19 protein-coding genes are annotated in these 19,701 nt (G+C 69.7%); 10 read left to right on the top strand and 9 right to left on the bottom strand.

Features of this window, described 5'->3' with window-relative positions:
- The first annotated feature begins 166 nt into the window (after positions 1-166).
- The 3 genes from BYZ73_RS04990 (at position 167) to BYZ73_RS04980 (ending at position 4,960) form a co-directional block, all read left to right on the top strand.
- Complete coding sequence (locus tag BYZ73_RS04990) at positions 167-1,411, top strand: efflux RND transporter periplasmic adaptor subunit (RefSeq protein ID WP_112315120.1); 1,245 nt, start codon at positions 167-169, stop codon at positions 1,409-1,411.
- A 3-nt stretch (positions 1,412-1,414) separates the two neighbouring features.
- On the top strand, positions 1,415-4,537 hold the full coding sequence (locus BYZ73_RS04985) for an efflux RND transporter permease subunit (protein WP_112315119.1): 3,123 nt from the start codon (positions 1,415-1,417) through the stop codon (positions 4,535-4,537).
- A gap of 213 nt (positions 4,538-4,750) precedes the next feature.
- Positions 4,751-4,960, top strand: coding sequence for a TOBE domain-containing protein (locus BYZ73_RS04980; RefSeq protein ID WP_108026311.1), 210 nt, complete (start codon positions 4,751-4,753; stop codon positions 4,958-4,960).
- A 116-nt stretch (positions 4,961-5,076) separates the two neighbouring features.
- On the opposite strand, the gene BYZ73_RS04975 is transcribed toward BYZ73_RS04980, so the two are convergent.
- The gene (locus BYZ73_RS04975; protein ID WP_108026310.1) at positions 5,077-5,547 is read right to left on the bottom strand and encodes an SAM-dependent methyltransferase; all 471 of its coding nucleotides are present in this window, start codon (positions 5,545-5,547) and stop codon (positions 5,077-5,079) included.
- A 309-nt stretch (positions 5,548-5,856) separates the two neighbouring features.
- On the opposite strand from BYZ73_RS04975, the gene BYZ73_RS04970 reads away from it, so the two are divergent.
- Positions 5,857-6,642, top strand: coding sequence for a TOBE domain-containing protein (locus BYZ73_RS04970; protein ID WP_108026309.1), 786 nt, complete (start codon positions 5,857-5,859; stop codon positions 6,640-6,642).
- Between the two features lie 55 nt (positions 6,643-6,697).
- On the opposite strand, the gene BYZ73_RS04965 is transcribed toward BYZ73_RS04970, so the two are convergent.
- Entirely contained in the window at positions 6,698-7,222 is a 525-nt protein-coding gene (locus BYZ73_RS04965; protein ID WP_108026307.1) for a DUF2478 domain-containing protein, read from the bottom strand.
- Between the two features lie 356 nt (positions 7,223-7,578).
- On the opposite strand from BYZ73_RS04965, the gene BYZ73_RS04960 reads away from it, so the two are divergent.
- On the top strand, positions 7,579-9,528 hold the full coding sequence (locus tag BYZ73_RS04960; RefSeq protein WP_112315118.1) for a TonB-dependent receptor: 1,950 nt from the start codon (positions 7,579-7,581) through the stop codon (positions 9,526-9,528).
- A gap of 68 nt (positions 9,529-9,596) precedes the next feature.
- Here BYZ73_RS04960 and BYZ73_RS04955 read toward each other — a convergent pair whose 3' ends face one another.
- A complete protein-coding gene (locus BYZ73_RS04955; RefSeq protein ID WP_112315117.1) occupies positions 9,597-9,890 on the bottom strand; it encodes a DUF2218 domain-containing protein in 294 nt (97 codons plus the stop codon).
- Between the two features lie 173 nt (positions 9,891-10,063).
- Between BYZ73_RS04955 and BYZ73_RS04950 the strand changes: the two genes are divergently transcribed.
- The 4 genes from BYZ73_RS04950 to BYZ73_RS04935 are packed head-to-tail and all read left to right on the top strand — an operon-like array spanning position 10,064 to position 13,650.
- Positions 10,064-10,972 (top strand): siderophore ABC transporter substrate-binding protein, encoded by a 909-nt coding sequence (locus BYZ73_RS04950; protein ID WP_112315116.1) that lies wholly within the window; start codon positions 10,064-10,066, stop codon positions 10,970-10,972.
- On the top strand, positions 10,969-11,928 hold the full coding sequence (locus BYZ73_RS04945; RefSeq protein WP_112315115.1) for an ABC transporter permease: 960 nt from the start codon (positions 10,969-10,971) through the stop codon (positions 11,926-11,928). Before BYZ73_RS04950 ends, BYZ73_RS04945 begins: the two co-directional genes overlap by 4 nt.
- On the top strand, positions 11,921-12,892 hold the full coding sequence (locus BYZ73_RS04940) for an iron chelate uptake ABC transporter family permease subunit (RefSeq protein WP_108026297.1): 972 nt from the start codon (positions 11,921-11,923) through the stop codon (positions 12,890-12,892). The genes BYZ73_RS04945 and BYZ73_RS04940 overlap by 8 nt, the downstream gene beginning before the upstream one ends.
- The gene (locus BYZ73_RS04935; RefSeq protein WP_108026295.1) at positions 12,889-13,650 is read left to right on the top strand and encodes an ATP-binding cassette domain-containing protein; all 762 of its coding nucleotides are present in this window, start codon (positions 12,889-12,891) and stop codon (positions 13,648-13,650) included. The genes BYZ73_RS04940 and BYZ73_RS04935 overlap by 4 nt, the downstream gene beginning before the upstream one ends.
- A gap of 22 nt (positions 13,651-13,672) precedes the next feature.
- Here the strand turns inward: BYZ73_RS04935 and BYZ73_RS04930 are convergent, their stop codons facing one another.
- From BYZ73_RS04930 to BYZ73_RS04910, 5 genes are read right to left on the bottom strand one after another with little or no spacing between them, the layout of a single operon-like run.
- The gene (locus BYZ73_RS04930; RefSeq protein ID WP_112315114.1) at positions 13,673-14,461 is read right to left on the bottom strand and encodes a TonB family protein; all 789 of its coding nucleotides are present in this window, start codon (positions 14,459-14,461) and stop codon (positions 13,673-13,675) included.
- Complete coding sequence (locus tag BYZ73_RS04925) at positions 14,458-14,853, bottom strand: ExbD/TolR family protein (RefSeq protein WP_112315113.1); 396 nt, start codon at positions 14,851-14,853, stop codon at positions 14,458-14,460. Before BYZ73_RS04925 ends, BYZ73_RS04930 begins: the two co-directional genes overlap by 4 nt.
- Positions 14,850-15,239 carry a biopolymer transporter ExbD gene (locus BYZ73_RS04920; RefSeq protein ID WP_181497961.1) on the bottom strand — a complete coding sequence of 130 codons (390 nt, stop codon included), beginning with the start codon at positions 15,237-15,239 and terminating at the stop codon, positions 14,850-14,852. Before BYZ73_RS04920 ends, BYZ73_RS04925 begins: the two co-directional genes overlap by 4 nt.
- A complete protein-coding gene (locus BYZ73_RS04915) occupies positions 15,232-15,891 on the bottom strand; it encodes a MotA/TolQ/ExbB proton channel family protein (RefSeq protein WP_112315112.1) in 660 nt (219 codons plus the stop codon). The genes BYZ73_RS04920 and BYZ73_RS04915 overlap by 8 nt, the downstream gene beginning before the upstream one ends.
- Complete coding sequence (locus BYZ73_RS04910) at positions 15,888-16,271, bottom strand: hypothetical protein (protein ID WP_112315170.1); 384 nt, start codon at positions 16,269-16,271, stop codon at positions 15,888-15,890. Before BYZ73_RS04910 ends, BYZ73_RS04915 begins: the two co-directional genes overlap by 4 nt.
- 311 nt (positions 16,272-16,582) lie before the next feature.
- Here BYZ73_RS04910 and BYZ73_RS04905 point away from each other — a divergent pair, with 311 nt between their 5' ends.
- Positions 16,583-17,404, top strand: coding sequence for a glycoside hydrolase family 25 protein (locus tag BYZ73_RS04905; RefSeq protein ID WP_112315111.1), 822 nt, complete (start codon positions 16,583-16,585; stop codon positions 17,402-17,404).
- 42 nt (positions 17,405-17,446) lie between these two features.
- Here BYZ73_RS04905 and BYZ73_RS04900 read toward each other — a convergent pair whose 3' ends face one another.
- Entirely contained in the window at positions 17,447-19,570 is a 2,124-nt protein-coding gene (locus BYZ73_RS04900) for a TonB-dependent siderophore receptor (protein ID WP_112315169.1), read from the bottom strand.
- Positions 19,571-19,701 lie beyond the last annotated feature (131 nt).

Below are 19,701 nucleotides of genomic sequence, written 5' to 3'. Positions count from 1 at the left end.
GGCGCCGTCCTCCAGCGCCCCCTCCCGGCCGGATTGGCGCCGTCACCAACGGAATTTCTCGCCAGCGCCGTAACACAACCGTTATGGTCGGTATCGTTGCCCCTTCGGCGTGTGTTGCGTAGCACCGGGCAGGTTCCGCTCCCCTTGAGCCTCTTACGGATATTGCATGTCACTCATCTCCTTGACCCGGTCGCTGCCGTTCCGGTCCCCGCTCGATTGCCTTGCGGTGCTGGCCGCGCTTGTCTGGCTGACCCCCGCCGCCCTCGCCCAGGAGCCCGCGACCGGCGGCGCGCCCCCGATGCAGGTGGGCGTGATCGAGATGCAGCGCCAGGAGGTGCCGCGCACCGTCACCCTGCCCGGCCGGGCCGTGGCCTTCGAGGATGTCGAGATCCGGCCCCGGGTCGACGGCGTCGTCGAAGAGGTGGTCTACAAACCCGGCCGCCCGCTGAAGGTGGGCGATCCGCTCTACCGGATCGACGATGCGGCCTATCGCGCCGCGGTCGCCGGTGACGAGGCCGATCTGGCCAAGGCCGAGGCCAATCTGCCGGTCGTGCAATCCGCCTATGAGCGGGCGCTCAAGCTCGAGGGCAACAACTATTCCGCCGCCCAGGTCGACGCCGCCCGGGCCGAACTGGAAGAGGCGAGGGCCACGCTCGACGCGGCCCAGGCCGCGCTCGACTATTCGCGGACCCAGCTGTCCTGGACCACGATCCGCAGCCCGATCGAGGGCGTGCCCGATGTCTCGGCGGTGTCGGTCGGCGACCTGGTCACGGCGGCGCAAGGCGATGCGCTGACCACCGTCACCCGGCTTGACCCGATCTATGTCGACATGATCGAGACCAGCGCCCGGGTGCTGTCCGTGCGCGGCCAGATCGAGGCCGGCACGCTGAAGCTGAACGACCGTCTCAGGGCCCGGCTGGTGCTGGAAAACGGCCGGACCTACGAGGGCGAGGGCCAGCTGGTCACGCCGGGAACCAGCGTCGCGACATCGACGGGCACCATGAGCGTGCGGTTCCGCTTCGACAATCCGCGGCGGCTGATCCTGCCAGGCATGTTCGTCCGGGGCGAGGTCTCGGTCGGCACGGTCGAGGCCTTCCTGGTGCCGCAGCGCGCCGCCGAGCGCGACGGCTCGGGCACGCTGACCGCCTTCGTGGCGGGGGCCGACGGCACCGCGCACAAGACAGCGCTGACCGAGATCGGCAGCCACCAGAACAGCTGGATCGTCGAGGACGGGATCGAGCCCGGCGACCGGCTGATCGTCGACGGGCTGAAATCTCTGACCGACGGCCAGAAGGTGCAAGCGGTGCCCGCCACGCTTGATGAAAACGGGCTGGTGCGGGACGCCGCCCCTGCGACGCCCGGCGCGCCCGCAGCGCCCGCCGCCCCCGCGACGCCCGGCGCGGAGGACTAGACCATGGCCGCGTTCTTCATCCGACGCCCGGTCTTTGCCTGGGTGCTGGCCATCGTCACCATGCTGGTGGGCGTCTTCGGCCTCGCCACTCTGCCGATCTCGCAATATCCCGACATCGCGCCGACCACCGTGCGGATCTCGGCCACATATACCGGCGCCTCGGCCGAAACCGTCGAGAATTCGGTGACCACCGTGATCGAGGACGGCATGACCGGGCTCGACGGGCTGACCTACATGACCTCGACCTCGTCCGAGGGGTCGGCCAGCGTGTCGCTGACCTTCGACGACACGGTCGATCCCGACATGGCGCAGGTGCAGGTGCAGAACAAGCTGCAGCTGGTGCAATCGAAGCTGCCCGGCAGCGTCACCCAGCAGGGCGTGGCGGTGACCCGCTCGACCAGCTCGATCCTGATGGTGGGCGCGCTCGTGTCCGAGGATGGCAGCCTCAGTTCGGTCCAGCTGGGCGATCTGCTGAGTTCGACGATCGAGGACGCGGTGCAGCGGACCGAGGGCGTGGGGTCGATCAACGTCTTCGGCACGCAATATGCGATGCGCATCTGGCTCGATCCCGACCGGCTTTTCCAGTACCAGCTGACGCCCGCCGACGTGACCGCTGCCGTCGCGGCACAGAACACCAACGTCACCGTCGGCGCGCTGGGCGCGCAGCCCGTGGTCGCGGGCCAGCAGATTACGGTATCGCTGTCGGCCCAGTCGCAGCTGAGCTCGGTCGAGGATTTCCAGCGCATCCTGCTGAAGACCGAACCCGACGGGTCCAGCGTCTATCTGGCCGATGTCGCGCGGATCGAGCTGGCCGAGGAAAGCTATGGCAGCTCCAGCCGCTTCAACGGCAAGCCCGCGGCGGGCTTCGGGGTCAACCTCGCGACCGGGGCCAATGCGGTCGAGACCGCAAGCCGGGTCCGTGCCACCATCGACGGGCTGGCGGGATCGCTGCCCGAGGGCGTGGCGGTCGAGTACCCCTATGACACCTCGCCCTTCGTCGAGCAGTCGATCGAGCAGGTCTATCACACCCTCGGCGAGGCCATCGTCCTGGTCTTTCTGGTGATCCTGCTCTTCCTGCAAAGCTGGCGCGCGACGCTGGTGCCGACCATCGCGGTGCCGGTCGTGCTGCTGGGCACCTTCGGGGTGCTGGCGGCGCTGGGCATGTCGATCAACACGCTCAGCATGTTCGCGCTGGTGCTGGCGATCGGGCTTCTGGTCGACGACGCCATCGTGGTGGTCGAGAATGTCGAGCGGGTGATGGCCGAAGAAGGGCTCGGGCCCCGCGAGGCCACCGAAAAGAGCATGGGCGAGATTTCCGGCGCGCTCGTTGGCATCGTCGTGGTGCTGTCGGCGGTGTTCCTGCCGATGGCCTTCATGTCGGGCTCGACCGGGGTGATCTACCGGCAGTTCTCGGTGACGATCATCTCGGCGATGGTGCTGTCGCTGCTGGTCGCGCTGATCCTGACGCCCGCCATGTGCGCGACCCTGCTGCGGCCCGGAGACGGCCATGCGCAGCTGGCGCCGCTGCGCTGGTTCAATGCCGGGCTCGACCGGCTGACCGGCGGCTATGGCGGCAGCGTGGCGCGGTTTTCCCGGCGGCCGTTCCGGATGCTGATCGTGCTGGCCGCGGTCGGGGTCGGTGCCGGGCTCGTCTATCGCGAGGTGCCCTCGTCCTTCCTGCCGACGGAGGATCAGGGGGTGCTGATGGCGACCATCGAGCTGCCCCAGCACGCCACCACCGCCCAGACCGAAGAGGCGGTCGCGGCGCTGGAAGACTACATGCTGACCGCCACTGACGGCGCGGTCGACTCGGTCTTCTCGGCGGTCGGCTTCAGCTTCGGCGGCAGCGGGCAGAACACCGCGATGATGTTCGTCAAGCTTCGCGATTATGCCGACCGGCCCGGGCTTGACGCCGAGACCCTGAGCACCCGGACCAACGGCGCCTTCTTCCAGAACCGGTTTGGGCAGATCTACGTCATGCAACCGCCCGCGATCCCAGGCATGGGCACCTCGTCCGGTTTTACCATGTATCTGGTCGATCAGGCGGCAACCGGGCAAGAGGCGCTGAAGGCGGCCGCCGACCGGCTGGTGGCCGACGCGACCGCCGATGGCCGCGTCACCAACCTGCGCGGCAATGACGACGCCACCAAGCCCTCGCTCCGGCTCGATATCGACCAGCAGAAGGCCGAGGCGCTGGGCGTGTCGCTGTCCGACGTCAACGGGATGCTGGCCACGGTCTTTGCCGGAACCTATGTCAACGATTTCCCGCTGGGCAACGACCTGCGCGAGGTGATCGTGCAGGGCGATGCGCGCTGGCGGATGCAGCCCGAGGATATCGACGCCTGGTATGTGCGCAATTCGGGGGGCGAAATGGTGCCGCTTTCGGCCTTCGTGACCCGGGTCTGGGATGAGGTGACGCCCTCGCTCGACCGCTATGGCGGCACCCGCGCGATGGAAATCTCGGGGGCTCCCGCGCAGGGGATCAGCTCGGGCGACGCCATGGAGGTGATGGAAGAGCTCGTCTCACGCGCGGATGGCGGCTATGGCGTCGCCTGGACCGGCCTGTCCTATCAGGAACGGCTGTCGGGCAATCAGGAACCCCTGCTTTATTCGCTGTCGGCGCTGGTCGTGTTCCTGGCACTCGCTGCCCTTTACGAAAGCTGGGCGGTGCCCTTCGCGGTGATGCTGTCGGTGCCGGTCGGGATTTTGGGGGCGCTCTTGGCGACCTGGCTGCTGGGTCAGTCGAACGACGTCTATTTCAAGGTCGGCCTGCTGACGACCATCGGTCTGGCGGCGCGGAACGCGATCCTGATCGTCGAATTCGCCGAAACCCTCCGGCGGCAGGGCGAGGCCCTGGTCGAGGCGACGGTCACCGCCGCCCGGCAGAGGCTGCGGCCGATCCTGATGACCTCGCTTGCCTTCGGCTTCGGCATCCTGCCGCTGGCGCTGGCCAGCGGCGCCGGGGCCAATGCGCAGAACTCGATCGGCATCGGCATGCTGGGCGGCATCGTCTTCTCGGCGCTGTTCGGCATCGTGATGGTGCCGGTCTTCTACGTTGCCGTTCTGACCGCCGTCGCCCGGCTGCGTCCGTCGTCCCGCCCGGCGCCCGAAGAGGTCCGGGGCTGAGCCCGCAAGCCGCGCCCGGCCGGCCGAGAAAGGGCCGGTCGGGCGCAGCGGTTCATCGCGCCCGGTCGCGCGCGCCGCGCCGTTCGACCAGCGGGTCGTTATGTAGATTTTTCTTATATTGCAAAAGGCCTTGCCCCGTCCGAACAAGAGAGACCGGCAGCAGGCCGGACGTGCCGGCCCGACGGGTCGGCCCATCGGGAAAGGAATGACAAGATGAAACTCAGCGCACGCAACATCCTCGCCGGGACCGTCACCGCGGTCGAGACCGGAACCGTCACGACCCATGTCAAGATCGACGTGGGCGGCGGCGCCATCGTCACCGCTTCGATCACCAACGAGGCCGCCACCGACCTGAACCTGAAGGTCGGCGACAAGGCCAGCGCCATCATCAAGTCGAGCGACGTTCTGGTCGGCAAGGACTGATCCTTCCGTCCCGGGGGGCGGGCCCGAGCCTGCCTCCCCTGCCCCTTGCCTGCCCTCCTGCCCGCCCCCGCCGGGGGAAACCCGCGGATCAGTGTTCCGGGCTCAGTGTTCCGGGCTCAGTGTTCTGGGCAGGGCCGCCCGCCATAGTCGGGCTTGAGGTCGATCAGCGGCGTCCCGTCGACGCAATCGAGCCCCCGCACCAGCAGCACATCGCCCTCGCGCCCCAGAAGCGTGACCACCGAACAGGCCACCGGATTGGGCCGGTTGGGCGAGCGCAGCGCGAAGGTGCCGACGGTCTCGCCGTCATTGCGCGGGCTCTGGCGCACCAGATCGCGCCGCGCCCCGTCCATCCAGTACAGAAGCAGCAGGTTTTCCTTGCGCTCGATCCCGGCCAGCGCCTCGCGCCAGCGCGGGTCGATCTCGATCCGGCAGACCGGGCCAGCGGTGCGGTCGCCCTGGCGCGGGCAATCGCGCGGCGACGTCCAGGGGGTCCTGAGCCGCCCGACGAACCACACTGTCGCATCGCCGGTCTGCGGCAGCGGGGCGCAGACCTCGCCCGCCCGGATCTCGGCCATGACCTTTTCCATGCGTCTTCCTTTCGCGTCTGGCCGCGCACTGGCGGCGAAGGGGATTTTCGCTATGTTCACCACTTATATAACGGCTGGCAAGAGGCCGCCCCGCCGCGGCGATCTCTCTGGTGCGGGGTCGCTGTCCGACCGGGCAGAATGCCCGTAAAAGCGGCGCCATCGAAGGCGTCCCGGTGGCGGGATGCGCGCAAAGGCGCGCCTGTTCCCAAGATCAGCGACACCCCGCCCGGTGGCATGCCACTCAGCGGTGGCGGGCCGGGCGCCTTCGCGCTAAGACGGGGCGATGTCTGCGAAAGGAGCGAGACGGCGATGCCGGTTGGAGTGCGCAGTGCGCTGACGCTGGAACGGCCCGGGGCGCGGATGGGCGCCGACCGGGTGGCGCTTCTGGCCGCGGTCGGCCGGACCGGGTCGATCTCGGCGGCTGCGCGCGAGGTGGGGCTGTCCTACAAGGCCGCCTGGGACGGGGTGCAGGCGATGAACAACATCTTCGCAAGCCCCCTGGTCAGCGCCGCCCCCGGCGGGCGCGCGGGCGGCGGCGCGGCGCTGACCCCCGCGGGCGAGAAGATCATCGCCGCCTTCACCGCGATCCAGGAGGGGTTGGAACGGGTGGTCGCCTCGCTCGACAGCCAGATCGACCTCGACCCCGGCGACATTCTCTGGAGCCTGATGATGAAGACCTCGGCCCGCAACACCTACCGCGCCACCGTGACCTCGGTGACCGAAAGCCCGGTCAGCGCCGAGGTGCAGATGGATATCGGCGGCGGCCAGACGCTGGCCTCGGTCATCACCGGCCACAGCGCCGCCGAGATGGGGCTTGCCCCCGGCATCGAGGTCTTCGCGCTGGTCAAGTCGAGCTTCGTGATCCTCGCGAAGGGGCACGAGCTTGGGCCGATGTCGGTCCGCAACCGGCTGACCGGCACCGTCACCGGGCGCACCGACGGGCCGGTGAACAGCGAGATCGTGCTGGATCTCGGAAGCGACAAGACGCTGGTCGCGACGATCACCCGCGAAAGCGCCGAGGCGCTGGCGCTGGCCCCGGGCGACGCCGCAACCGCGCTGATCAAGTCGAGCCATGTGATCCTGGCCCTGCCCTAGGTCCCCGTGGGCCCGGCAGGCCGGTCGCTTGTGACGCAGATCGGACCTAAGACCGTCAGACCCGGGCGCAGGTCCCGGCCCGGCACCAGTCCAGCACCGCCGCCCGGTCGGGCACGAGCCGGTCGGCCACCCCGCCGGTGAAGTCGTCCCAGGCCTCGGTGCAATCGGCCTTGACCGCGACCAGCACCGGCACCTGCCGCTCGCAGGCGCGCTCGATCACCGAGCGGAACCCGTGCCCCTCGACCTCGGCCTTGCCGAAGCGCGGCAGGATCAGCATGTCGGGCGCGGTCTCGAGTGCGGCCAGCGCGGCGCAGGCCGCCTCGGCCAGCCCCTGCGGGTCGAGCTTGCAGCCCTGCGACCCCGGCCCCAGATCCTGCGAGATCGAAAAGACGCCGCCGCCGGTCAGGTCCTCGACCGCCATGCCGCCATTCGGGCCGCGGCCCTGACGGAACCCGGCGACACGGGCGCCCTCGGCGCGCAGGGCCGCCACGACCTCCGCCAGCAGCGCGTCGATGGCCAGATCTTCCAAAAGCGGGATCGCGGCGATCCGGAACGGGGCGTCGTCGCTGGTGTCGGTCATCCTTGCCTCTCGCGGATAGCGTTCTGCATTTAAGCTACATAGCGCATCCCGGGCCGCGCAATGCCGACCCGAGGATCGGGCCGCGCGGCGCGACCTTTCGCCACGCAACGGCGCGTCCGACAGATCGAAATGCCCAAAACCGCGCCACCCGCGCGCTGCGGGGCGACGTCCTGGCAGGTCGTAGAGGGCGACCGCCGATTCCGTTCTTGCATGTGCGGCGCAAATTCGTATCTACGCGAAGAACGACTAAAACCGTCAGATATACGCCGCTGTTCTGCCCGGCGAACAGCAAAAGCCAGATCGCCCGTCCCCGGACGCGCTGTCCAGCCATGTGACACGCAGAATGGGGACAACGCATGAACCGGACCTCTCGAGGCCTGCTGCTTCTGGGCGCCTGCTGGGCAGGCAGCGCCGCTTTCGGCCAGGATACCAACCAGACCTATCTCGGCACCCTGCGGATCGAGGGGGCAGAAGCCCAGGACCTTCTGGGCAATACCGAAGTCACCACAGAGGACCTTGAAAACCGCAACCCGTCCAGCGTGAAGGACGTGTTCCAGGGCGAGGCCTCGGTCACGGTGGGCGGCGGCGCGGCGATTGCGCAGAAGGTCTTCGTGAACGGGATAGAGGAAAGCCTGCTGTCGGTCACCATCGACGGCGCGCGCCAGAACAAGGGCGCCTTCCACCACACCGGCAACGTGCTGATCGACCCGGAACTGCTGAAGCGGGTCGAGGTGACCAAGGGCCTTGCCCCGGCCGATGCCGGCCCGGGCGGTCTGGCCGGGTCCATCGCCTACGAGACCAAGGATGCCCGCGACCTGCTGGAGCCCGGCAAGAGCTTCGGCGGGATCGCCAGCATCGGCACCTCGACCAACGGCACCGACCTGCGCAGCGCGTTGACGGTCTTCGGCCAGCAGGGCGGGCTTGACTACCTGCTGAGCGGCACGCGCGAGATCGGCGGCGAGTACGAGGACGGCGACGGCACCACCATGAGGGGGACCGAGCCCGACCTGAGCTCGTATACCGCCAAGCTTGGCTTCACCACGCCATCGGGCAAGCGGCTGACCTTCAGCGCCTCGGAAACAGAGGACGAGGGCCGCCGGGCGGCGCAGCTGGGCGGCAACGGGCTTTACTTCATCCGGCCCGACTTCGCCGGGCTGACCTCGGGCGACAGCGTGCTGGTCGACGGCTATGCCCGGCGCAGCTCGTTCACGTTGGGCTATACCGACGAGGCCCCCGAAGGCTGGTTCGCGCCCAAGCTGCAACTGTCCTATAACGAGCAGGAGGTCGACGTCGTCGGCGCCTGGGGGCTCAATACCAGCCTCAGCGGCAGCGCCAGCAACGAATGGCAGATCGGCACCGGCACCCTGACCGCCGGGCTCGACTTCTTCGACGAGACCGCCAAGGGGCGCGGGCGCGGCACCGCCCCCTATGACAGCCGCGGCAAGGAGAGCATGACCAATGTCGGCCTCTTCGCCCAGGCGCGGCAGGACCTGACCGACAGGGTCTCGGTTTCCTACGGGCTGCGCTACGACACGCAGGAGTTCGACGCCGCTGACGGACAGGAGTTCGACGGCAGCGGGCTCAGCGCCAATGCCTCGGTCGATGTGGTGCTGACCGAACGGCTGACGCTCAATGCCGGGATCGCCTCGACCTGGGGCGGCTACGAGCTGGGCGAGGCAGCGCTGGTCAATTTCGGCGGCGACTGGACCTATGACGGCTTCACCACCTCGCGCAGCACCGCAAGCCGCCTGGGCCTGCGCTACGAGACCGGCCCCTGGTCGGTCAGCGGCGCGGTTTTCTACACCGGAATCGACGATCTCAACGCGGTGCTGCCCACAGGCGCTGACCGTGGCGCACTGGCCGATGTCACCTCGCGCGGGGTCGAGGGGTCGATCGGCTGGCAGGGCAGCGACGGCTTCGCCCGGCTGAACTACACCTATGCCGATGTCAAACTCGATGGCGACACCGTCGGTACCACGTCCTATTACTATGGCCGTCCGGTCGGGCATATCATCGCGCTTGAAGGCGGGCTGGACCTGACGCCCGCCTGGCGGCTGGGCGGATCGGCGGAAATCGCGCTGAAGAACACCGACACGCCGACCGACCTGTCGGGCTACGAGGTGCTGAACCTGCATGCGACCTATGCCCCCGCCCGGCTGAACGGGGTCGAGATCCGGTTCGACGTGCGCAACCTGCTGGACGAGACCTATGCCAGCCGCAGCTCGGACGGGCTGAACTACAGCCGCGTCGTCGCGCTGAACGAGCCGGGCCGGACCTTCGGGGTCAGTGCCCGCTGGCGGTTCTGAGACCGGACGGGGCGGGCATGTGCCTTTCCCTGGCCCCTGCTCTGCCCCGCACCGGCGGGCGGTGCGGCCTAGGCGCCGCGCCAGCCCATCTTCTCGAAACCCTCGCGGAAGGCGAAGCGGGCCAGATGGCTGTCGACGATGTTGCGGGCCAGTTCCAGCGCCGCGGGATCGACCGCGCTGACCGTCACGGTCAGAACGCCGTCCTCCGCCGAAAGGCTGGCCTCGCCCGGAGGCAGCGCGACGCGGCCGTGGTCCGCGTCGTACTCGACCGCGACCTTGTGGGCGAAATGTTTGCAAAGCTGCTGAAGATAGCTGCTCGCCTTGGGGGTGGAAAAGACGCCGGTGTCGTGAAGAAGGGTCATGATGCATTCCTGACTTTTTTTGTCGATTTAGGTCTTGCCCCGGCCGCGGGCAAGGCGCTATCCGGGCCTGACCGATCACAGCACCGCTACCCGGCAAGATCCCCGGACGTCGCCAGCGCACCGCCAGCGCACCGCCAGTCCGTGGCCGCCCCCATCGCAGGAAAGGACGCATCATGCTGAGCCGCAGTCTGGCTTCGCTGGCCCTGGCGCTTTGCCTCGGCCTGCCGGCAGCCGCCCGTACCGTCACGCTCGACACCGCCGCCGGCCCGGCCGAGCTGACCGCCGACCCGCCCCGGGTGGCGGTGATGGACATCGCCGCTCTCGACACGCTGGACGCGCTGGGGATCGACGTCGCGGGCGTGCCCGAGCCGCATTACCTGGCCTATCTCGACGCCGCAGCCGGGCGCGCGACCAGCATCGGGACGCTTTTCGAGCCCGATTTCGAGGCGCTCGCGATCCTCGATCCCGGGCTGATCGTGGTCGGCAGCCGGTCCTCGGGCCAGGCCGCCGCGCTGGCGCGGATCGCGCCGACCATCGACATGACCGTGACCGGGCAGGACATGCTGGCCGAGACCCGCGCCCGGCTGCAGGCCTATGGCCGCCTCTTCGGGCGCGAGACCGAGGCCGCAACGCTCGAGGCCGCGCTGGATGCCCGGATCGCCGCCGCCCGCGCGGCCGTCGCGGACAAGGGCAACGCGCTGATCCTCTTGACCAATGGCGGCAAGATCTCGGCCTATGGCCGCGACAGCCGCTTCGGCTGGCTGCACACCGCCTTGGGTCTGCCCGAGGCGCATCCCGATCTGGGCGCCGCCACCCATGGCGAGGCGATCTCGTTCGAGTTCGTGGCCGAGACCGACCCCGACTGGATCCTCGCCATCGACCGCGGCGCGGCCATCGGCGCCAGCGGCGAGGCGGCCGCGGCGACGCTTGACAACCCGCTGGTCCGAGGCACCGAAGCAGCGCAAGCAGGCCAGATCGTCTACCTCGACAGCGGGCCGCTTTATATCGCGGGCGGCGGGGTGCAGTCGATGATGCACACGCTCGACGAAATCGTCGCGGCCTTTTCCGCCGACCGCCCATGACGGCCGGGCTGCGGCTCTGGCTGGGGCTCGGCACCGCGCTGGCGGCGCTGGCGGGGCTGAGCCTCTGCATCGGCGCGGCCTCTCTTTTCTCGGGCGATCTCGGCACCGGCTGGCTGATCGCGGTCAGCCGCTTCCCGCGCACGGCGGCAGCGCTTCTGGCCGGGATGGGGCTGGCGCTGGCGGGCGTGGTGATCCAGCAGACAGTGCAGAACCGGCTGGTCGAGCCCGCCCTGACCGGCACGCCCGAGGCGGCGATGCTGGGTCTTCTGGGCATCACCCTGATCGCGCCGGGCGCCGCGCCCGTCTGGAAGATGGCGGCCGCGACGGCTTCGGCGCTGATCGGAACGGCGGGGTTTCTGGCGCTCGCCCGCCGCATCCCGCGCCAGGACCCGATGCTCTTGCCGCTGGTCGGGCTGATCTATGGCGGCATCCTCGGCGCCGCCGGGCTGTGGCTGGCCTGGACGACCGATCTTGTCCAGTATCTGGGGATCTGGCGGCTCGGTGAGTTCTCGGGCGTGGTGCAGGGCCGCTACGAGCTGCTTTGGGGCATCGCGGCGCTGGCGCTGCTGGTCTATGCGGCCGCCGACCGGATCACCCTTCTGGGTCTGGGCGAGACCCAGGCGCGCAGCCTCGGGCTGAACTATGCCCAGACCCGCACCCTGGGCCTGGTCGCCGTCGCGGCGATCACCGCGCTGGTGATCGTGACGGTGGGCGCCCTGCCCTTCGTCGGGCTGGTGGCCCCGAACCTCGTGTCGCGCTGGCGCGGCGACAACCTGCGCGCCAACCTGCCGCTGGTCGCGGCCGGGGGGGCGGCCATGGTTCTGGCCGCCGACATCCTCGGCCGGGTGCTGCGGGCGCCTTACGAGATCCCGGCGGCCACCGTCTTCGGCGTCTTCGGCGCGGGCGTCTTCCTCTGGCTGCTTTATGCCGCTCCGGGACCGGCGCGTAATGGCTGAGACTGCGCTGCCGCCTTTGCGCCCCGCCCTGAGGCTCTGGGCACTGACCGGGCTGCTGGCGGCGCTGTCGCTGGTCTTCCTGTTCTGGCACTTGCGCGGCCCGACCGGGTTCATCCTGTCGCTGCGCGCGACCCGGCTCGCCGCGCTGATCCTTGTGGGCGCCGCCACCGGCATGGCGACGGTGCTGTTCCAGACCGTGGCCGCGAACCGGCTTCTGACCCCCGGGATCGTCGGGATCGACGCCCTGTTCATCTTCCTGCAGACCGCGCTGGTGGCGACGCTGGGCGGGCTTGGCTATGCGCTCTTGCCCGAGTTCGGCCGGTTCCTGGCCGAAACCGCGCTGCTGACGCTGGCCGCGGCCGCGCTGTTCGGCCTGTTGCTGCGGCGGGGCGCGGGCGACGTGACGCGGATGATCCTGACCGGGGTGATCCTCGGTGTCCTGCTGCGCGGTCTGGCCGAGCTTTCCCAGCGGATGCTGGACCCGTCCGAATTCGCCGTGGTCCAGCAGGCGATGTTTGCCAGCTTCGGCTCGGTGCCCTCCGGCGCGCTCTGGATGGCCGCCGTCGTTCTGGTCGGGGCGGCCGCGATCGCGATGGTCCTGTCGCCCGCACTGGACGTCGCGGCGCTGGGCCGGCCGACGGCGCGGGGGCTTGGCCTTGCCCATGACCGGCTGGCCATCGCGGCGCTGATGCTTGTTGCGGCGATGGTCGCGGTCTCGACCGCGCTGGTCGGGCCGGTGACCTTTCTGGGCCTCATCGCCGCAGCGCTGGGCCGGGTGCTGGCGGGCACCTACCGCCATGCGGTCCTGCTGCCCGCGGCCGGGCTCTCGGGCGCGGCAATCCTCGTCGCCGGGCAATTCGTGTTCGAGCGGCTTCTGGGCCTGCACTCGACGCTGGCCGTGCTGGTGGAATTCTTCGGCGGGCTGCTGTTCCTCGCCCTCGTCCTGAACAGGAGATCCGCATGATCGAGGTCCGATCGCTGTCCTACGCGGCAGGTGCCACGCCGATCCTGCACGAGGTCGCGCTGGACCTCGCGCCGCGCGGCATCACCGCGCTGATCGGACCGAACGGTGCGGGCAAGTCGAGCTTGCTGCACTGCATCGCGGGGCTTGCGCGCCCCGGCGCAGGCACGGTGCGGATCGACGGGCTCGACCCTTTCGCGGTTCCCGACCGACGGCGGGCGCGGCAGGTGGCGCTGCTCCAGCAATCGCCCACGGTCGCCAGCCGGTTGCGGGTGGCCGAGCTGGTGGGCTTCGGCCGCTGGCCGCATCATGCCGGGCGGCCCGGCCCCGAGGATGCCCGCGTCGTCGCCGAGGCGCTGACCGCCTTCGAGCTCGACGCACTGGCCGAACGGCCTCTCGACACCCTGTCGGGCGGCCAGCGCCAGCGCGCGATGGTGGCCATGGCCTATGCCCAGGCGACGCCCTGGCTGCTGCTTGACGAGCCGCTGAACGCGCTCGATCCGCGCCATGCGCGCGACCTGATGGCCCGGCTGCACGATCTTTCGCGCCCCGGCCCCGAGGGCCGCGCGGTGGTGGTCGTTCTGCATGACATCAACGCGGCGGCGCTTTGGGCCGACCGGGTGGTGGCAATGAAAGATGGCCGGGTGATCGCCGCGGCCGGGGCCGCCGAGGTGCTGCGCGCCGAGATCCTCGAAGAGGTCTTCGACACCCGATTCGAGATCGTCCCCCATCGCGGGAGGCAGCTGGTCGTGACCCTCTGAATCGGGGCAGACACCGCCCGTCCTACCGCCCCTCGATCCGGATCGAAAAGCTGCGCTGGGCGCCCGGGGGCGGCGGCGGGAAGGGGGCCGCGCGCTGGACGATCCGGAGCGCCGCCTGATCGAGCGCGGCCGAACTCGAGCTGCGGACCACCGAGGCCGAGGCAAGGCTGCCATCGGCCCCGAGGCGGAAGGCCACCACGGCAGCGCCACGCGCGCGGATGCGGGGTTTCGGCACCCGCGACAGCGCCCGCATCACCAGGCCCGGATATTTCGAGGCTGCGGCATTGCCGGACTCGGCGGTCGCCCCGCCACTGCCGCTGGTGGCGGCCTGTGCCCGGTCGGTGCCCGCCGCCTGACCGGCGCGGGCATTGCGGTCGGCATTGCCCCGGGGCGCGGCCCGAGGCTGGCGGTCGGGCTCAGCCTTCACCGTCTCGGGCGGCGGCGGTTCGGCGGCCTTCGGCGGGGGCTGCTCGGCGGCCTGAGGTGCAGGGTGCTGCGGCTGCGGCGCGGCCTCGGGCAGCGGGCGCAGGGCTTCGGCGGGCGCGGGTTGCACCGCCTCGACCGGGTCGGGCGGCCTGGCGGCGACCGGCTCGGGCGGCGCCGTGGCCTCAAGCACGGTTTCGGCGTTTTCGGCGGTCAGCCGCCCCGCCGCCATGTCGGCGAAACTGGCACCGACCGCCGCCTCGACAGCACCCGCGCGGCCTTCCATCCGGGTTTCGGTCTGCGGCACCAGCACCAAAGCCAGCGCCCCATGGGCACCAAGCGCGAGGCCCAGCGCCAGAACCTTGCCCGCGCGGGAGGACGGGATCATCGCAGCCCCCGTTCGGTCACGATCACGACCCGCCCGGCTCCGGCCGCGCGCAGCGCGCGCGCCAGCGCCACCAGATCGGCGGCGGGCGCCTCACGATCCGGGATAACCCGCACCGTCGCGCCCGTATCGGTCCCGGCATCGGGGTCGAGCGCCTCGACAAAGGCCTCGGGGGTGATCTCGGCGCCCTGCCGGGTGATCCGGCCGTCGGCATGCAGCACCAGCGCATCGGCCGGGGCCGCGCCCTCCAGCCCTTCGGTATCGACGAGTTTCAGCGTCGCATCGAGCGGTGCGGCCAGCGTGCCCGCGACCAGAAAGAAGATCAGCAGAAGAAACACGATGTTGATCAGCGCGATGGTCGGTTCGCGCGGGGCGCGGCGGGATTTCGCGGTCATGACGCCCCCAGAACGGTGACACGGATCCCGGGCACCGCCCGCAGAACCACCAGCAGGTCAGTCAGCCGCTGGGCGCTGACCGCGCCGCGCAGCGCCACCAGCACCGGCTGCGCGTCCGCGGCCATACCCTCGGCCGGAGCCAAGGCAAGGGTGTCGGCCAGAGCCTCAAGCGGCATGTCGCGGCCGTTCAGCCGCAGCCCTTCGGGGGCGAGCTGCAGGAAAAGCGGTTTCGTGTCGGGCGTGGCCGCAGCCCCGCCCGGCGCCGCGGCCGACAGGTCGATCTCGGCAAAGCGGGTGAAGGTCGAACTGAGCATGAAGAAGAGCAGCAGCAGGAAGATCACGTCGACAAGCGGCGTCAGCGACAGGGGCCGCCGTCGCCTACGCATGGACCGGACCCGCCGACGCCCCGCCCGCACGCGGCATGCCGTGCGGCCGGGACGGGGCCAGCACGGTATGGATCGCGGTTTCGGCCAGCACCCGCTCGGCCTCCATCCGGCTTTCGAACCAGCTCAGGATCAGTGCGGTCGGCATCGCGACCGCAAGCCCCACCGCCGTCGTCAGCAACGCCACCCAGATGCCCCCCGCCAGGATCGACGGATCGACCTGCGTGCCCGCCGCCTGCAGCGCCTGAAACGCCGCGATCATGCCCAGAACGGTGCCGAAGAGACCCAGCAGCGGCGACAGCTGCGCCACGGAATCAAGCAGGCGGAAGCCGCGTTCCAGACGGGCGAAGCAGGCCTCGGCCTCGGCGCCCAGCCGCTCGGGATCGGTCTGGCCCGACATGGCAAGCTCGATCACCGGGCGCAGATAGCTGCGCGAGGTCCCGAGCGCGGCGCGCGCCAGCCCCCGGTCGCCGCCATCCCAGGCCGCCACCGCCTCGGTCAGCGCCCGGTGCCGCCCGACGCCTGCCGCCGCGAATTGCCAGAGCTTGTAGATCACCACCGCCACCGTCAGCACCGAGACCCCGATCAGGATCAGCACGACCGGACCGCCCAGATCGGCGACCCGGCGCAAAAGCTCGACCGCCGCCCCGATCATCCGATCAGCTCCACATCGGTGCGCGAACTGAGATCGAGCCCCTCGGCGCAGGCCGCCTCGCCCAGCGCGCCCGCCTCGCAGGCGCTGGTGCCGTTGATCAGGATCTGCCCGAGATCGTCGCAGGCGAGCCCCGGGATCGAGAATTGCCGCACCCGCGGCCGCCCGGCGGGCAATTCGCCGAAATCGAACAAGGTCAGCCGCTCGACCTGTCCCGCGCGGTCGATCAGCACGGTTTCGAACACCGCACGCTCGATTGCGGCCGGATGCCCATTCCGGGCCATGAAGCTGATCAGGCAGCCGGTCTCGGCGGGGGCGACCGCGTTCAGCTCGATCGCAAGATGCGGCCCGGCCTCCTCGGCCCGGGCGCCTTGCGCCAACATGAAGACACAGGCCGCGGCAGCGGCTCCAAAGTGAGATATGCCCATCGCGCGTTCCATTCCCTGCGATCCAACGGTCAATCTGTCCTCTGGCGGCGGGACTTGGTCCTCGCATCTGGCTGGAACGATCGCGCGCAAAGAACCACAGCGGCGCGGCCGGCGCAATACCTGACTAAAACGTTCTGGTTACGCTTGGACCGCAGCCCCCTCCCGGCGCGGCCGCCCTGCCCCGGCCGCCCGGAGCCGCCGGAAACCGTTGCCTGCGGACCGGATTCGGGGCCAAATGGCAGGGCATCCCCTGAGCGTCCGGACCAATGCCGCACAAGACACTCGTTCTGCTTCTGGCCCTGTCGCTGATGTCCTGCGGCCCGTCGCCGGGGCGCCAGCCCCCGCCCGCCGCGACGGCCGAGCCGCACCGCGCCGCCCCCTTGCGCCTGGCCGCGGCCGCGCGGCCGCGCTTCGACGATCACGACCCGCATGACTGGACCGGCGCCGGACCCCGCGCCTTTCCGGTGCACGGCATCGACGTCTCGCGCTGGCAGGGCGCCATCGACTGGCCGAGGGTGCGCAAGGCGGGCGTGTCCTTCGTCTATGTCAAGGCGACCGAGGGGATGGAGGACAGCGACCCGATGTTCGGCCAGCACTGGACGGGTGCGGGCCGGGCCGGCGTGACGCGCGGCGCCTATCACCATTTCTACTTCTGCGCCCCGGCCGAGCGGCAGGCGCGCTGGTTCATCGCCAATGTGCCCAAAAGCGCCGACGGGCTGCCGCACATGCTGGACATGGAATGGAACCCGTTTTCGCCGACCTGCCGGGTCAGGCCGGATGCCGCCACCGTGCGGTCCGAGGCCACGACTTTCCTCGATATCGTCGAACGGCACTACGGCCGACGGCCGGTCATCTATACCACGGTCGATTTCGCCCGCGACACCGGCATCACCCGGCTGCCGGGCACGGGCTTCTGGTTGCGCTCGGTCGCCGGGCCGCCCGCGACGACCTATCCTGGCACGCCCTGGACCTTCTGGCAATACACCGGGACCGGGCGGATCGACGGGGTGGCCGGGCCGGTCGATATCAACGTCTTTCGCGGGTCCGAAACGGACTGGCGGGTCTGGGACGGGCACGGCCTGCCCTAGGGCCGGACGGGGCGACACCCTGGCCGCCCCGCCTGGCCCGGCCTACCAGCTGCGGCGCAACGTGGCGCTGATCTTGCGGCCGGGGTTGTAGAAATCGGCCCCGAACCCGCCATAGGCCACATGCTTCTCGTCGAAGAGGTTCGAGACATTGAGGCTCAGCTGCGTGTCCTTGCGCAGATCGTAGGTATAGGACGCATCGAAGACCGTGGCGCTGCCGGTCGAGATCGAGTTGGCGTCGTCGAACCAGTAGGACCCGGTATGGCGCGCGCCGAGCCCGAAGGTCATGTCGCCCCGCCGCCCCGCGCCGGGCAGGCGGTAGTTGACCCAGAGCGAGGCAATGTTGCGCGGCACGAAGGACAGCTGGTTGCCCTCGTTGCCCCGGGTGCCGTTCTCGACGATCTCGGAGTCGAGATAGGAATAGGCAGCGGTCAGGCTGACATTGCGGGTCATGTCGAGCTTGGCCTCGAGGTCGATCCCGCGCACCTCGACCTCGCCGATGGTGTCGTCGAAGCCGGTCGCGGGATTGGTCCGGGTGATGTTGGTCTTGCTGAGGTCGTAGATCGCGGCCGTGAACAGCGCCCGGCCGTTGCCGGGGCGGTACTTGACCCCCAGCTCGTATTGCTCGCCCTTTTCGGGGTCGAGCCCGATCGAGGCCGGAACGACCGATTCCGCATAGGAGGCATAGGTCGAAAGCGTGGGCGTGATCTTCCAGGTCAGGCCGAGCCGGGCCGTCGTCTCGCTGTAATCGGCGCTGGAGGTGACGCCGGTCAGCCGGTTCGTCTCGTCGATATCGAGCCAGTCATGGCGCAGGCCCGCGGTCACGATCACCCGGTCGGAGAAGGTCAGTTCCTGCTGCAGGTAGATCGCCCTGCCCTCGCGGTCGGTGCGCAGGTCGCGATAGGGGGCCAGCGTGCCGAGATCGATGCCGCCGGTATAGACCGGGTTCGTCCAGTCGATATCGGGCGCCGCCGTGAACCAGTTGGTCGAGGCCGCGCGGCTTTGCGACAGTTCGACCCCAACCAGTGTCCGGCTGTCGACCGATCCGACGGAGGTGTCGTATTGCAGATGCGCATCGGCCACCAGACCGTGCGAGTCGCTGTCATTGGCAAAGAAATCCCGGCTGGCCCAGGTCCCGCCCGCAGCCGAGGCGCCCGAGATATAGGCATAGCCGAAATCGCTTTCGGTATCGCTGTAGCGCAGGATCGACCCCAGGGTCAGGCCGCCGCCGAAATCGTGATCGAGGCTCAGCGTCGCTGTGCTGCGTTCGGTACCGCGATAGTTGAAATCGGGCTCGCCCAGGAAGACCGAGCGCGACAGATCGGTGCCGACCGGATGGCCGCCGCTGCCCGGCACGTCGTCGCGCTTGAGATAGTCCAGAACGAAGCTGAGCTCGGTCGCCGCGCTCGGGCGCCAGGTCAGACCGCCCATCAGGAAGGTTTCGTCGTCCTGCGAATGATCGTATTCCTTCTCGGCCTCGCGGCGCTTGCCGGTCAGCCGGAAGGACAGCGTGCCGTCGCCGGTCAGGTCGTCCCCGAAATCGACCCCAAGCTCGCGACTGTCGAAGGACCCGAGTGTGCCATAGACCTCGCCGAAGCGGCCCTGCCGGGGGCGCTTGGTGACATAGTTCACCGACCCGCCGGGGTCCGAGACGCCGAAGGTGGTCGAGTTGGCGCCCTTGACCACCTCGACCCGCTCGAAGGCATAGGCTTCCTCGCGGACATTGCCGAAGGCCGACCCGAGGCTCAGCCCGTCGCGATAGGTATAAGCGTCGAAGCCGCGAATGCGGAAGAAGTCGAACCGGTCGTCCGAGCCGTAGAAATCGGTGACCACGCCGGGCGTGTATTGCAGGACCTCCTCGACGCTCGCAGCCCCCCGCTCGCGGATCTCCCGCGCGGTGATGACCGACACCGCCGCCGGCGTGTCCAGCACATCGGTCGCCATCCCGCTGCCGCCGGTCACTTCGGTCGCAACGATGCTGGTCTCGTCGTCCGACTGCGCCTCGATCACGATGGGTTCAAGGTCGTAGGCATCCGCCGGGGCGCGTCCCGCCTGCGCCAGCGCAAGGCCCGGAAGAAGCGCCGCCAGCGCGCTGCAGCCCATCAGCCGCGCCATGGAAGAGCGGCGCCCGCCCGCGGCAGGCCTGGGGTCTCTGGTCTGATTCTGCATCGTCTGTTCCACAAGATTGATTTTTTCTCGCTGGCTACCGGCGCGCTGCGGCCTCCGGATCGCTTGCCTTGCGACGAGGGAACGAACCTGTCCGCGGGCCCCCGGCCCCGGATGACGGCGCGTTATCGATC

The organism is Rhodovulum viride (assembly GCF_003265965.1).
In the GTDB taxonomy this organism is placed as follows: domain Bacteria; phylum Pseudomonadota; class Alphaproteobacteria; order Rhodobacterales; family Rhodobacteraceae; genus Rhodovulum; species Rhodovulum kholense.
Note: the sequence above shows the minus strand (reverse complement) of the source record. Positions and strands in the feature narration are given on the sequence as shown.